The organism is Streptomyces sp. NPDC007896, from assembly GCF_042959425.1.
Classification (GTDB): Bacteria; Actinomycetota; Actinomycetes; order Streptomycetales; family Streptomycetaceae; genus Streptomyces.
The window spans coordinates 113,073-127,783 of record NZ_JBIBKX010000018.1; the positions used below are offsets into that span (position 1 = coordinate 113,073).

Sequence of the window (14,711 nt, forward strand, 5' to 3'; positions counted from 1 at the left end):
CTGTCTCCAACTCCCTTGAGGTCTTTGGTGAAAAGCACACGAAAGGGTGATCGCTCACCGCGTCGCAATTGACGCCTTATCGGAAAGAAATGGGCGTTCTCCGGGGAGTTGTGCGCACGGCGGGAACGGAAGGGTAAGGACGGTCGTCATCGCACCCTGCTTCGCAGGGTCGTGAGCAGATACGCGCAGAGCAGAGCGGTCAGCGACAACATCAGGGCACCGCCCACGGGTTCGGCGACAAGGCGCGCCCCGGCCGCGATATAGCGCTCTCCCCCGAACGGCCATTGCATCAGCACGAGCTCGCGCAGTCGCTCGGAAAACCCGGCCGCCTTCCGCACGGACGGTCCCGCCAAGGTCTTTTGTACGAGTGGTACGACCACGACCGGGACGGCGAGCACCGCCGCAAGCCCGGCGGTGGTGGACCGGAAGATGCCCGCCGCCAGCACTCCCGCCCAGGCGCAGCCCACCGTGAGGCCGATCCAACTCGCACTCAGCGAAAGCCAGTCCGCGGGAACTCCGACGAGCTCTCGTCCGTAGACGAGATAGAGCATTTCGAGGTCGCAGCCCACCGTGAGGACAGCCAGCGACAGCGCGGTGACCGAGGCGACGAGGAGTTTGGCGGCGAGCAGTCCCAGGCGGCGGGGGACGGTGCCGCGGTCCGCGGCCAGGGCGGGGTGGCGGAACTCCTCGCCGAAGGCGAGCGCCCCGAGCAGTCCCGCACCGAGCGCCGCGGGTGGCAGAGGGCATTCCCGCGGCCAGGCGGCCAGGAGCCGCGGTTGGGGTGTGTGACCGATTCTGGCCAGGATTACGGACAGCAGGGCGGAGGTGACCAGCACGGCGATCGCGGTGAGGTAGCCGGTGCCCACTCCGGTGGCGCGCCGCAGTTCGTAGCGCAGCGGACGCAATGGGTTCGGGGCCTGGCGTACGGCGATGAGGGGCGGGAGCTGGGGCAGGTCCCGCGCGCCCAGCGAAGCAGGCGGACGGGTCTGCGACTCGGCCGGCCCCCGTTCGTCGGCCGTGTCCGCACCGGCCGCGGCTACGGCGGTGGCGAATTCGTCGGTCACGGCTACAACGGTGGCGGATTCGTCGGTCGCGGATTCGTCGGTCACGGGGGCATCGACCGTGGAGGTGGAACTCTCGCAGGCAGAGGTCATGGTGTCGAGGGTCGCGGGGGCGAGACCCTCGGCAGGGAGCGTGGCATGTGGCCCCATGTCGCCGGTCTCGTCAGCGAGTTGGTGTACGAGGATGCCGTGCCGGAAGGCGGTCTCGCCGATGTCGGCGCAGGTGCTGCCGTACACCGAGAGCCGATTGCCGTCCTCGCGCACGACCTCGACGGAACGCTGCGCGGCGCGGGCCTCCTTGGTGAGCAGGGCGCCGAGGCGGACGGCGTGCGGACTGCGGACGGCGACCCGGGGGCGGAGCCGGGTGCGGGCGAAGTCCGCGGCTTCCTGGTCGGCGACGAGCCGGCCTCCCTCCAGCGTGATGACCTGGTCGGCCGTCCGAGCGGCTTCCTTGGGGTCGTCCGTGCTGAACAGAACGGTGCCTCCCTGGGCCGCGTGCGCCCGCAGAATCCCGTGCAGCCAGCGACTGTCGGTGATGGAGAGACCGCCGGCGGGATCGTCGAGGACGAGGGTGTGCGGATCGGACAGCAGCGCACAGGCCAGGCCCAGACGGCGGTCCATGCCGTGCGACAAGGTGCCCAGGCGTTCGTCGCGCAGGCTCACGAGCCCGACGACTTCGATCACTTCGTCGACGCGCCGAATCGGGACACCGACGGCCGCGCACACCATGCCGAGCTGTCCGCGGACCGTACGCGCGGGATGGCCCGGCACCTCGCCCAGGAGCACACCGACCTCACGCGAGGGATGGGCGATCCGGTGCAGTGGACGGCCTCTGAAGTAGGTGGTTCCGCGGCCCCGCTGGAGTTCGAGCATGAGCCTCAGCGCCGTCGTCTTGCCCGCGCCCGGGGCTCCGAGGAGCGCTGTGACGCGGCCCGAGCGCGCCTCGAAGGACACGTCGTCGACGGCGGGGGGAAGCTCCTTGCGGGGGTTGCTGGTCAATCCGATGGCCTGGATCACTCACAGCAAGATAGCGTGACATTTCCGGTTTTTCGGGCACCTTGCGGCTCATCCGGGGCAGCTCTTCCCACTCTTTCGGGACGACACGCCCCTCTGAGTCGATCCGCCCTCGTCAGACCTCGGGGCGCAGCATCGGCGGATTGAGCAACGTGGCGCCGCCGGCGCGGAACAGCTGCGCGGGTCGGCCGCCCTGGCGCGTGGTCGTACCGCCCGTGGGCACGAGGAACCCCGGAGTGCCCGTCACCTTGCGGTGGAAATTGCGCGGGTCGAGCGCCACCCCCCACACAGCCTCGTACACGCGGCGCAGCTCTCCGACGGTGAACTCGGAGGGGCAGAAGGCGGTGGCCAACGACGAGTACTCGATCTTGGACCGGGCGCGTTCCACCCCGTCCGAGAGGATCTGGGCGTGGTCGAAGGCGAGGGGTGCAGCCTGCTCTCCGTCTCGGCCGTAACCGCCCTGCTGCAGCAACTCCTCCACGGGCGCCCAGCGCGCGCTGTTGGCGTCGCCTCCGGCCCTGGGCGCGGGCAGATCCGGGGCCAGCGCGAGATGGGCGACGCTGACCACCCTCATCCGCGGGTCGCGCTTGGGGTCACCGTAGGTCGCCAGCTGTTCCAGGTGCGCGCCGTTGTCCTGTGCCGGGGCTGACGGGTCGTGGGCGCGCAGCCCGGTCTCCTCGACCAGCTCGCGCGCGGCCGCCTGTGCCAGGTCCTCGTCGGGCCGTACGAAGCCGCCCGGAAGCGCCCATCGTCCCTGGAAAGGCTGTTCCCCCCTCCGTACCGCCAGCGCACACAGGGCATGGCGACGCACGGTCAGCACGACCAGGTCCACGGTCACGGCAAAGGGCGGAAAGGCCGACGGGTCGTAGGGCATGCCGCGATCATAGTCGTCTGCCTGACGATAAACACGCCCTTCGCCAGTCGCTTCCACTGATGATCCACTTCCGTCCTGTACGGGTCCCACCGGCCGCTGCCGGTCGCCGTTCGAGGACGCGTCGCGCAAGGTCACACTCCCAACTGCAGTCCGCCGGCCGCCTCCTCCACCATCGCGAGACCGAGTCTGCTGACACGCACGGAGAACGGAGCGCCCGCGATCCGCAGTCCCGTCAGTCCGATCTCGCCCAGCGGCGCACTACTGACCGGGCGCAGCGTCACCGTCCCGGCCGGGGCGTCGGGGCGGATGCCCGCGAGGGAGGTGAGGAGCAGCACCCCGGCGGCCGCCGCCGTGGCCGCAGGCCGACAGGCGGCGGGGTGCGGGAGCGGGGCGCCGCCTTCCGTGCGCTGCTCTCCCGCGTACATCTCGGGCAGCCGGTGTCCGAAGGTCTCGGCCGCCGCCAGCAGGCCCCGGAACAGAGCGCTCGCCTCCTTCTCGTAGCCCGCGGTGAGCAGACCGGTGACGGCGGTCGCGGTCTCCTGGACGCGCACGGCGCCGCCGCGGTGTCCGAAGGGGTTGTACGCCGCCTCCTTGGCGCCCAGGCTGCGCAGACCCCAGCCGGAGTCCATGACCGGGCCGCCGAGCAGCCGTGCGAGCTGCTCGGTCTGCACCTTGTCGAGCAGGCCCGGGGCGAACATGCCGGAGCCGAGCAGTCCCGTGTCGAGGAGGTGTGCGGTGCTCGCGCCTAGGTGGGGTACGAGGCGCCCGTCCGGGGCCCGGGCGGCCGCCGGTCTGCCGCCTCCCCGGTCCTCGGCCCAGAAGTCCCCGCGGAACGCGGTCCGCATCTCCTGGGCCCACTGCACCAGTCCCTCGCCACCCGGCCGTCCGTACGCGTCGAGCAGATCGGCGCCCAGCAGCGCCGCGCGGTGGGCATGCGCCTGTGTCTCGCAGCGGAACGGCCCACCGGGGTGCGGGTCGGGCAGATAGGTGCCGTCCCCGACGGTGGTCCGCAGCCAGGCGAGGCACCGCTCGGCCGCGGGCAGCAGTTCCTCGGTCTCCTGTTCCGGAAGTCCCCACCGCCGGGCCTCCGCGAGCAGTACGGGGAACAGCAGGGTCGCCTCGGTGGCCGTGCAGCTCGGAGGCAGGTGCGGGCCGGCGTCCCGGCGCGGGCCGGGGATCAGGCCGCACTGCGCTCCCGGGGCCGCGATTTGGGTGCGGGCGAGGGTCCGCAGCGTGCCCGCGGCGAGCCGGGTGCCGAGTGGCAGTGTCATCCGGGCCGCGACCAGTGCCTCGGCCGGCGCCAGGCCGCATCGCCACGGCGCCCCCGCCGCGAGGTACGTGTCCGACGGGTGGGCGGCATCGCGCAGCATTAGCGCCTGGAGGTCCTCGACGCAGGTGTCCATGAACGCCTGGACCCTGGGGTCGTCACCGCCGGCCCGGGCTGCGGTGAGCGGGCTCGTGGCGCCGCGGCCGACGGCTCTGGCCGGCCCCGCACCGCCCGGTCGCACCCGCAGCTCCACACTCCGGGTGCCACCGGGTGGCAGTTCGAGCTCCCAGCGGAGCAGTCCCGCGGAGGCCAGGGCGTCGGCGGGCGGTGGGTCGGCGGTGACGATCGAGCTCCCGGTGGCACAGGACCATCGCAAGCCCGAGTCGTGGACGCTGGCGGGCAGTTCGGGCCCGGCTCGGCCCGAGGCGACGGAGCCGAGCTCCGCGAGATCCGTACCGAGGGCGACCTCGACGGGCACGCGCAGGGCGCGGGGGGAGGCGCTGCGCAGGGTGATCCGCTCCGTGCCGTCCGCGTCGCGCGTCCGCTCCACGACCACGTCGGGATCCGGGCCGCCGTCGGCGGAGGCGCGCACCGTCCCGACGAAGCGGGCTCGGTCCGCGGCGACCATCCGGGCCTGTACGGCGAGTGGTTCGCGCCCTGCCACTCGAACCTGGCAGCGGGACAGCGTCCGACGGCCCGCGCGGTAGAACCCCTCCAGCCCGCGGCCGGTCAGCTGCCCCTGGTCCGTGGAGATCGCCAGTCCCGGCAGGGCGACGCAGATCAGGGCGTTGTGCACGGGCGGCAGGTCCGTGGTCCGGCGCGGCCCAGGAAGCGGGGTGTGACGAGCCGTCGGCCCGCCCGGCCCCGCGAAGGGACTCAAAGCGCTCTCGACTCCCGCGAAGGGCATCTGCGAACCGGCGCGACGCGGGAAGGGCTGAGCGGGCCCGCGCACCGGCGGGAGGGCGCCGTCGGGATGGGAGGGTGGAATGGGCATGGGCATGCGGCTTCCTCGGTCAGTGCGCCTGGGGCGCGCTCGGCGCCGGGTGGGGGGATCCGGAGGGGCGAGGGCGTTCGGCGGCGCGGCCCGGCCACGGGTACCGCCACGCAGGTGAACGGAACGGCCCTGTCCGGGGTCACGCCCTGGGCCGGGCAAGCCGACCGAATGGCGGTGGGATGGCCGGTGGGGCATGCCGCGGACGGCTGGTACGGGGACGGTGGGGGCCAGGGGTTCGGGCTTGGAGATCGCGGGCGCGCGCCGCCCGCCCGTGCCGCGCGGGCTGGGGCGTGCCGCCGCGTCGAGTGGAGTGTCATCCGGTGCCCGGGCACCTCATGTGTCACCCGAACCGATAATCGTCGATCCGCCCCGCTCCCCACGCTCACGTCTCCTCCCCCACAACCCGCCGACCGCCCTTGCGGCGGGCACGTGCCCTTTCGCTCGTCGACTCAGGCGCGCGCCCCGGCCCCTCTCCGCCAGGCACGGCCTCATCAGCGGACCGACGCCGGCTACCCACCCCGGGGTGACGCCCACTGCCACGCGGTGCCCCGGTCCCCGCCGTGCGTGCCCTGCGCCGGCGTCGGTTCGGGGTGCCCGGCGGCTCGGCGGCGTCGCGCGGTGCCGAGCGATCGGGACCCGCCGGCTGTTCCGCTTCCGCCCCTGTCCGGCCGGTGCGCTCCGCGCGCAGGCAGCGGCGGATCGACTCCGGGTTGAGGCCCTCGTTGCACGCCTGGTGCAGGAGACGGGCGAAGAGGTAGTCGGGATCGGCGCCGAGTGCCATGGCCAGGGCCTCGCGAGCCTCCAGTTCGTCACCGGTCGACCAGGCGACCCACCCGGCGAGGGTGAGGGGTGCCGCCGCGTGCTCGCCGTAGGGGCCGACGCAGCGGCGGGCCAGCGCCCGCCAGAGGCGCAGGGCCGGGCCGGCCTCGTCACCTTCCATCCACTCGGCGGCGCGGTCGCGGGTTGCGCGGTCCTGAAGTCCGAGGATCAGGGTGGCGGCCTCGTCGTGCTCCAGGAGGCCGTCGTCGCGGAGGTCCGCCGGTCGTGTGCCGGACACGGGTGGGGCGCCGGCGAACCGCTTCATGATCTGCCGGGCCCGTCCGAGGGTCTCCTCGGCCACCTCCGCACGGCCCTCGCCGTCGAGGATCCTGGGAACCAGGGCCATGCTCGCCGTGTCGAGCGCGGCCTGCTGCTCACGTGCGGCCGCGCCTTCCCACGGAATGAACCGGTCAATGAAATCCCTCAGCGATCCGCGCACTTGGAGGCCGGCGTAGGTCGCGGCGGCGGCAAGGACCGAGGTGCCGGGCAGTCCCATCGGATGTCCCTCGGTCGAACAGCACCCCTGGCCGGGGCAGCAGTACGACCAGAAGCGGCCGTCGGAGATGCACAGTGCCTCGACGACGGGGACGTCGAGGCGACCGCAGGCCGTGCGCAGAAACTGCGCGAGCGGCCGCAGGCGTTCCATGACGTCCCGTCCCGACTCTCCGGTCCCCGGCTCCTGACAGAGGTAGGCGACCATGCTCTCGGGCCGGGCACCTCTGCGCTCGCTTCCCGTCACCAGTCCTTGTGCGAGCTGATCGGCGACGGACGGCCAGTCGTCCGCGTGGGCCGGGATGCCGAGCCGTGCCCGGCCGCCGAAGCGGCCGCGCCTCTCTCCGTCGTGCAGGGCGACCAGCACGATGCTGTCCTCGGGCCGGTATCCGAGCAGGTAGGGCAGGGCATCGGCCAGTTCGGCCGGTGTGCGCAGGGTCACCTGGTGCTGCCCGGGCAGGTCGTGCCCATCGTGCTCGCCCCGCCCGCTGCGCCCGCCCGGCGCGTGGCCCGCGCTGTCTCCCCCGTGCCGTCCGCGCCCGCTGATGTCATTGTCACCGGACGTGCCGGCGGCTTCGCTGTGATTCGTCATGCCGTGACCATCCCGCGGATCTTGAAATTCCGCTTTGCCCTGTGGATAACCCTGGCCATGACCACGACACGACTTGTCCACAACCCGGCGGCCTCGTTCGCGCGATGTCCGACCCATCGGGTTGCATGGGGCCATGAGCAACGACGACCCACGCCCCCCGACCAACACGGACCCACCCAACACCGACCTGCGCGGCGCGGCCGATGCCGTACTCGCCCGCCTCGTCGGCGCCCCGGCGGGCGAGGCCCGGCTGCGCGAGGACCAGTGGCGCGCCATCGAGGCCCTGGTGGCCGACAAGCGCAGAGCCCTCGTCGTGCAGCGCACGGGCTGGGGCAAGTCCGCCGTGTACTTCGTCGCCACCGCGCTGCTGCGCGAGCGGGGCGCCGGGCCCACGGTCATCGTCTCGCCGCTCCTCGCCCTCATGCGCAACCAGGTGGAGGCGGCCGCCCGCGCCGGTATCCACGCTCGGAGCATCAACTCGTCGAACACGGAGGAGTGGGAGTCGATCCAGGCCGAGGTGGCCGCTAGCGAGGTCGACGTGCTCCTGGTGAGCCCTGAGCGGCTCAACAATCCCGACTTCCGCGATCAGGTGCTGCCCAAGCTCGCCGCTGCGACCGGCTTGCTCGTGGTCGACGAGGCACACTGCATCTCCGACTGGGGGCACGACTTCCGGCCGGACTACCGCAGGCTGCGCACGATGCTCGCCGATCTCCCGCCGGGCGTCCCCGTCCTGGCCACCACCGCGACCGCCAACGCCCGCGTGACGGCCGATGTGGCCGAGCAGTTGGGCACCGGCGCCAGCACCGACGCGCTCGTCCTGCGCGGTCCGCTGGACCGGGAGAGCCTGAGCCTCGGCGTGCTGCGGCTGCCGGACGCCGCCCACCGGATGGCCTGGCTCGCCGAGCACCTGAGCGACCTGCCGGGCTCGGGCATCATCTACACCCTCACCGTGGCCGCCGCCGAGGAGGTCACCGCGTTCCTGCGTCAGAGCGGGCACACCGTCGCCTCGTACACCGGAAAGACGGAGAACGCGGACCGCCAGCAGGCCGAGGAGGACCTCCTCGCCAACCGCGTCAAGGCCCTGGTCGCCACATCCGCGCTGGGCATGGGCTTCGACAAGCCCGACCTCGGATTCGTGGTGCACCTGGGCTCCCCCTCCTCCCCCATCGCGTACTACCAGCAGGTGGGGCGAGCCGGCCGCGGGGTGAAGCATGCCGAGGTGCTTCTCCTGCCGGGCAAGGAGGACCAGGCGATCTGGGAGTACTTCGCGTCGATCGCCTTCCCTCCGGAGGAGCAGGTGCGCCGGACCCTGGACGTCCTGGCCCGCGCCGAGAGGCCGCTCTCGCTGCCCGCCCTCGAACCCCTGGTGGAGCTGCGCAGGTCCCGTCTGGAGACGATGCTCAAGGTGCTCGACGTGGACGGCGCGGTGCGGCGCGTCCAGGGCGGCTGGATCTCCACAGGCGTGCCCTGGACGTACGACACCGAGCGCTACGCCTGGGTCGCCAAGCAGCGGGCCACCGAGCAGCAGGCGATGCGCGACTATGTGTCGACCACCGGCTGCCGGATGGAGTTTCTGCGGCGCCAGCTCGACGACGAGCTGGCGAAGCCGTGCGGGCGCTGCGACACCTGCGCGGGAGCCCGGTTCGAGGCGTCCGTGTCCCCCACCGCGCTCGACGCGGCCAACGGCGAGCTGGGCCGCGCCGGTGTCGACGTCGACCCCCGCAAGATGTGGCCGACGGGCCTGCCGGCCGTCGGCGTCGACCTGAAGGGGCGAATCCCGGCGGCCGAACAGGCCGCACCGGGGCGCGCCTTGGGGCGGCTCTCGGACATCGGCTGGGGCAACCGGCTGCGGCCGATGCTCACACCCCAGGCACCGGACGGACCCGTGCCGGACGATGTGGCGAAGGCCGTGGTCGGCGTCCTGACCGACTGGGCGAAGGGGCCCGGCGGCTGGGCCTCCGGGCGGCCCGACGCGCAGCCGCGCCCGGTCGGCGTCGTCACCATGGCCTCGCGTAGGCGTCCACAGTTGATCCAGTCGCTGGGCGCGCGGATCGCGGAGGTCGGCCGACTGCCGCTGCTGGGGTCCGTGGAGTACGTGGGCGAGGCCGTCTCACAGGTCCACCGGAGCAACAGCGCGCAACGGCTCAAGGCACTCGACGGGGCGCTGGCCGTGCCGCCCGCGCTGGCAGCCGCCCTCAAGGAAGCAGGCGGTCCCGTGCTGCTCGTGGACGACGCCACCGAGACGGGCTGGACGCTCGCGGTCGCCGCGCGCATGCTGCGACGATCCGGGGCGCAGGGGGTGTTGCCGCTGGTCCTGGCCGTACAGGCGTGACCCATGTGTCGCCATCAAGAACAGTGGGCAGGGATATACACGACGTATAGCCGGAAAACGGTCGGTGGCCCCAATTGCTCGTTGCCGCAACCAAGTTCGACAGGAAGAATTGAGGTCCGCTCCCCGTACGGCTCGCCCGTGATCCGGTAGGGCTCTGCTGCGGCGTGCGCTCCCCCAAGTCCGACCCCGCCCGCTGTGTGGGCGCGTAGCCGAAGGGAGGACCGTGACCTTCGGATTCGCTCCGTCCTCGGCGGCATCCATGTCGACGTCTGCCGATCTGTCCGCCGCTTCCGCCAACCCACTGACCCGCATGCTCGAACCCGCCGAATGGGCCGCTGCGGGGATTCCGCTGCTGCGCAATCCCCGGGAGGTCGTCAGCGGATTGCACGCACGGCACCGGCCGAGACCCACGACCGCCATCGTGGCCGTCCTCGACGCGGACGAGCGGCTGCGGGCGAGCGCCTCCTTCACCCGGCGGTCGGCTCCGGCCGACGGCTGGATGTTCCGCAACTCCCTGCTGGCGCAGCTGCGCCGGGTGATCCCGCACGACCTGCGGCGCCGCACCCCGGTACGCACGGCGGTGCTGCTCTACTGCCGCGAGGGCGACGCACGTTGGACCGAGGAGGACGGGGCGTGGATGTGGGGGCTGCGGGACGCCTGCACCCTGCACGGGCTGCGCTGCGGGGCGTACATCACGCTGACGCACGACGGCTGGCAGGTACTCGGCGAGGGCCGTGGCGGACGCCGTCCGAGCGCGGACTCCCCACCTGAGTCCTTCGCCCTGACCGAGGCACCAGCGCCGCTCCCGCGCACCGGGGGCGCCGCGTCGGAGGTGCTGCGCCGGGCGGCCGCCCGCTGAGTCGGCCGCGGCCGTGCGGCGTCGGCGCCCGCCCAGGCGCCGGCCAGCTTTGGGGGCCCCTGAGGGGCACTCGTCCCCGCGGCCCGGGCGCGTCCGCCCGCGCCGTGGCGGCCCCCGCGGCGGGCGGGACCGGGCGGGGGCAGTGCCGTAGCAATTGCGCCCGATCCAGCGGCGTCCGCGCCCTTGCGGAACGCCCGTAGTGACTGCTTGCCTGCCGAGGCCGTGGGGGCGGCGGTGGGCGTCTCCGTGGACGGGGGGTCTCTTCGGTGTACGCCATCGCCGGACGGCCTGGTGGCCGTCCGCAGGACTGCAGGAACACGGACTCCGTACACACGGACTCCGTGCACACGCACTACATGCGCGCGCGACCCTCGGGCACACAAGCTCCAGGCACGACGAAACGACCGCCGTACAGGTGGTGCCGCAGTGGCACCACCATCACGCCCGAGACATCACCCCGACCGTTGCCGTTGCCCGAGCGAATCCCGGACGGTGTCCGGGATTCGTTCAGACTCCGGCGCCCAACACCGAGTTGATCTGCTGCGGGTCGCCGCAGACGATCAGCAGGGCGCCGGCCCGGCCGAGGGCCAGGGGCAGGGCGGTGGCGGCGGCAGCGTCGGGACCGCCGTTGACGGCGACCACGACCACGGGACGGGACGCGACCCGGCCCGCGACGGAGGCGTCGGCGTAGAAGACGTCGTCGCCCGCGTCGTGCTGCGCCCAGTAGGCGGCTTCGCCGAAGGAGAGTTCGTGCGCGGCCCACGGGTGCGGTTCGCCGGTGGTGATCACCAGCACCTCACCGGGGGCTCGGCCCGACTCCAACAGCAGGTCGACCGCTTCTTCGGCGGCGTCCAGCGCACCCTCGGCCGAGGCCGGGATCAGCTGGATCTGTGGGGTGGCGGCAGCGGGCGCGGCCGCCGGGGCGGATGACCCCGGCGTGGCCACGACCGGCTCACGCGGGGTGCGTTGGGCCGGCATCGGCCGGACAGGTCCCGGACGTCCGGGACGCGGCGGAGCCGCGGGACGGGGACCGGGTACGGGACGGGGGGTCGGCGCGGTGCGGCCACTGGCCGGAGTCGCGCGGGGACCCTGGGCACTCTCGTGAATCTGAGGCTCCTCGGGAATGAGAGGCATGAGCTGATATTTATCAAACGCCGGTGCGACTCGCGTCGGCGGGTGGCACATGAGTGCGAGCGGAACCGTCAGAAATCGAAGCCGAGCTGACCTTCGATCCCCGGACCGCTTCCGTCCGCCCAGCCGCGGACCTTCTTGAGGTGCCGCCACTGGGGCAGCGCATCAAGATACGCCCATGACAGCCGGTGGTACGGAGTGGGGCCCCGTTCCTCCAGTGCGGCCTTGTGCACCGGAGACGGATACCCGGCGTTGGCCGCAAAACCGAAGTCTGCATGGTCGACACCCAGTTCGGCCATCATTTTGTCGCGCTGAACCTTGGCGATCACCGAGGCCGCCGCGACGGCCACGCAGGACTGGTCACCCTTGATCACCGTACGAACCCGCCACGGCGACCCGAGGTAGTCGTGCTTCCCATCGAGGATGACCGCGTCGGGGCGGACGGGCAAGGCCTCCAGGGCCCGCACCGCGGCCAGGCGCAGGGCGGCGGTCATCCCCAGGTCGTCGATCTCCTCGGGGGAGGCATGCCCCAGGGCGTACGACGTCACCCATTTCTCCAGCTCCGCGGCCATCACGGTACGGCGCTTGGCGGTGAGGAGTTTGGAGTCGGTGAGGCCCTCGGGCGGACGACGCAGTCCCGTGACGGCGGCGCAGACGGTGACCGGGCCGGCCCACGCACCACGGCCCACCTCGTCGACACCGGCAATGATCTTCGCTCCGGTCGTGGCGCGGAGGGAGCGCTCGACGGTGTGAGTAGGTGGTTCGTACGGCATGGCGCCCTCAGCCTACGCCGCCCCGAACCCCTCGCGACACCCAGGTTTCCCTGAGCGACCACAGCCCCGGCACCGACACGAACCAGTCACCCGGCGATCCACGGAGTCAGGCCCCGCCCGCCCGCGGATCAGCCCCCGCCCGTCGCAGCAGCGGGACCATCAGCTGATCGATCATCTCTTCCAGATCCCGCTCACTCCATTCGCTCGCGCACACCTTTGAGCGATACATCATCATCGCCGGAATGACGTCGAAGACGTAGGAGTTCGCGGCGTCCGGCCGGACCTCTTCCCGCTCGATTCCCCGGTGAACGATCTCTCGCAGCAGATGCTTGGTCGGCTCGACGACCCCTCCGATGATCAGACTCTGAAAGCGTTCCGCCTGCGCCACATCGCATTCGTGAAGCACTGAGCGCAGTGCGAATCCGGGCTGCGAGTACATCGCCTCCCGTACCTGTCGGCACAGTTCCAGCAGGTCGTCCCGGACGCTTCCGAGGTCGGGGGCCTCCGTCAGGCTCGGCAGTCCGGCCTTCAGCGCGTCCGCGACGAGGTCCTCCTTGGACGGCCAGCGGCGGTAGACCGCGGCCTTGCCGGTCTGGGCCCGGGCGGCGACGCCCTCCATCGTGAGGCCGTTCCAGCCGACCGTGCTGAGCTGCTCGAGCGCGGCGTCGAGGATCGCGCGTTCGAGCACCGCACCGCGTCGGCGCAGGGAGGCCGCCTGAGCGGGAGCGGCCGTCCAACGCGAAGTAACCATCTGAGTGTCTCCGTTGTGCATGGGGGAGCGGGGAGTTCGGGGAGGACGAGCGGTCAAGTGGCGACACGCGGCGGCGACTTCAGTGAACGCTTGCGTTCACTGTCGGGGACTCACTACCGTTGACGCAACAGTGAACGCGAGCGTTCACTAACGCACTTGTGGGGGACCCATAGTGACAACCTCTCAAACCTCTCGATTGGTCCGGGAATCAAAGCCAGGAGCGGCCCGCCGGGAGGGGCATCCCGGTATCGCACTCGCCGTCATCGCGGCCTGCCAACTCATGGTGGTACTCGACTCGACGATTGTGAACATCGCCCTCCCGCACATTCAAGACGCGCTCAAATTCAGCACGACCGACCTGACCTGGGTGATCAGCGCGTACACCCTCACCTTCGGTGGCCTGCTCCTTCTCGGCGGCCGCGCGGGTGACATCCTCGGTCGGCGCCGGGTCTTCATGACCGGCATCATGCTGTTCACGCTCGCCTCGCTGCTCGGTGGACTCGCCCAGGAACCCTGGCAGTTGCTGGCCGCGCGGGCCCTCCAGGGCGTGGGTGGCGCGATAGCGTCGCCCACCGCGCTGGCACTCATCACCACCACCTTCCCCGAGGGCCCGGCACGGAACCGGGCCTTCGCCGTCTTCGCCGCGGTCTCCGCGGGCGGCGGCGCCATCGGGCTCCTGGCGGGCGGCATGCTCACCGAGTGGCTCGACTGGCGCTGGGTGCTCTTCGTGAACGTGCCCATCGGTGTGCTGATCACCGTGCTCGCCCCGATGTACATCAACGAGTCCGAGCGCCATCCGGGGCGCTTCGACGTCGCGGGCGCGCTCACCTCGACGGCCGGTATGGCCTCCCTGGTGTACGGGTTCATCCGCGCCGCGGAGGAGGGCTGGCGCGACAGCCTCACAATCGGGTCCTTCGCCACGGCGCTGGTCCTGTTGCTGGGCTTCGCGTTCATCGAGACCCGGGCGAAGGAACCGATCACCCCGCTGAAGATGTTCGGCGACCGCAACCGCTCCGGCACATACGTGATCATGCTCAGTCTGGCCGCGGCGATGTTCGGGATGTTCTTCTTCATCGTCCTGTTCGTACAGAACGTGCTGGGTTACAGCCCGATCCAGGCCGGTCTGGCGTTCCTGCCCGTGACGGCGGCGATCGGCATCGGAGCGGGGCTGTCGCAGCGGTTCCTGCCGGTCCTCGGGCCTAAGCCGTTCATGGTCGTCGGCTCCGCCCTCGTCGCGCTCGGGCTCGGCTGGCTGACCTTCATGAGCCCCGACAGCACGTACGTCGGCGGGGTGCTCGGCCCGATGCTGCTCTTCGCCTTCGGTATGGGCCTGAACTTCGTGACACTGACCCTGACCGCGGTCTCCGGCGTCGCCCAGCACGAAGCGGGCGCCGCGTCCGGACTCCTCAACGTCACCCAGCAGGTGGGCGGTTCGCTCGGTCTGTCCATCCTGACCACGGTCTTCGGCTCGGCCAGCCGGGACGAGGCGGAGAAGCAGCTGCCGAAGTTCCTGGCGAACGCCTCGCCCGAACAGAAGGCAGAGTTCGCCAAGACCCACCAGCTGCCCGCTCCATGGGGCCACGACGTGCTCGCCCAGGGCATCTCGACCGCCTTCGTCCCGGCCGTCGCGATGGCGGTACTGGCCCTGGCCACCGCCGCACTCGTGATCCGGGTCCGCAAGAGCGACCTGGAGGCCCTCGCGGGCACGGCGGGGCCCGCCGGAGGCTGAGGCGGGGCCCGTCGGGGGCTAGG

At 71.8% G+C, this 14,711-nt stretch carries 10 protein-coding genes; 3 read left to right on the plus strand and 7 right to left on the minus strand.

Features of this window, described 5'->3' with window-relative positions:
- Positions 1-146: 146 nt before the first annotated feature.
- From ACFZDJ_RS42775 to ACFZDJ_RS42790, 4 genes are all read right to left on the minus strand, one after another.
- A complete protein-coding gene (locus tag ACFZDJ_RS42775) occupies positions 147-2,078 on the minus strand; it encodes an ATP-binding cassette domain-containing protein (RefSeq protein ID WP_391067439.1) in 1,932 nt (643 codons plus the stop codon).
- Positions 2,079-2,190: 112 nt separating this feature from the next.
- Positions 2,191-2,949 (minus strand): NUDIX domain-containing protein, encoded by a 759-nt coding sequence (locus ACFZDJ_RS42780; protein WP_054229890.1) that lies wholly within the window; start codon positions 2,947-2,949, stop codon positions 2,191-2,193.
- Between the two features lie 131 nt (positions 2,950-3,080).
- A complete protein-coding gene (locus tag ACFZDJ_RS42785; RefSeq protein WP_391067441.1) occupies positions 3,081-5,210 on the minus strand; it encodes a glycogen debranching N-terminal domain-containing protein in 2,130 nt (709 codons plus the stop codon).
- A 382-nt stretch (positions 5,211-5,592) separates the two neighbouring features.
- On the minus strand, positions 5,593-7,113 hold the full coding sequence (locus ACFZDJ_RS42790; protein WP_391067444.1) for a DUF4192 family protein: 1,521 nt from the start codon (positions 7,111-7,113) through the stop codon (positions 5,593-5,595).
- A 133-nt stretch (positions 7,114-7,246) separates the two neighbouring features.
- Here ACFZDJ_RS42790 and ACFZDJ_RS42795 point away from each other — a divergent pair, with 133 nt between their 5' ends.
- On the plus strand, positions 7,247-9,445 hold the full coding sequence (locus ACFZDJ_RS42795; protein WP_390936393.1) for a RecQ family ATP-dependent DNA helicase: 2,199 nt from the start codon (positions 7,247-7,249) through the stop codon (positions 9,443-9,445).
- A gap of 223 nt (positions 9,446-9,668) precedes the next feature.
- Positions 9,669-10,304 carry a hypothetical protein gene (locus ACFZDJ_RS42800; protein WP_384915743.1) on the plus strand — a complete coding sequence of 212 codons (636 nt, stop codon included), beginning with the start codon at positions 9,669-9,671 and terminating at the stop codon, positions 10,302-10,304.
- 507 nt (positions 10,305-10,811) lie between these two features.
- Here ACFZDJ_RS42800 and ACFZDJ_RS42805 read toward each other — a convergent pair.
- From ACFZDJ_RS42805 to ACFZDJ_RS42815, 3 genes are all read right to left on the minus strand, one after another.
- A complete protein-coding gene (locus ACFZDJ_RS42805; protein WP_384915740.1) occupies positions 10,812-11,438 on the minus strand; it encodes a hypothetical protein in 627 nt (208 codons plus the stop codon).
- Positions 11,439-11,506: 68 nt separating this feature from the next.
- Positions 11,507-12,208 (minus strand): ribonuclease HII, encoded by a 702-nt coding sequence (locus tag ACFZDJ_RS42810; protein ID WP_391067447.1) that lies wholly within the window; start codon positions 12,206-12,208, stop codon positions 11,507-11,509.
- 106 nt (positions 12,209-12,314) lie between these two features.
- Positions 12,315-12,959, minus strand: coding sequence for a TetR/AcrR family transcriptional regulator (locus tag ACFZDJ_RS42815; protein ID WP_168511886.1), 645 nt, complete (start codon positions 12,957-12,959; stop codon positions 12,315-12,317).
- A 196-nt stretch (positions 12,960-13,155) separates the two neighbouring features.
- On the opposite strand from ACFZDJ_RS42815, the gene ACFZDJ_RS42820 reads away from it, so the two are divergent.
- Positions 13,156-14,688: a DHA2 family efflux MFS transporter permease subunit gene (locus ACFZDJ_RS42820; protein ID WP_391067451.1), complete on the plus strand. Its 1,533-nt coding sequence runs from the start codon at positions 13,156-13,158 to the stop codon at positions 14,686-14,688.
- The last annotated feature ends 23 nt before the right edge of the window (positions 14,689-14,711 follow it).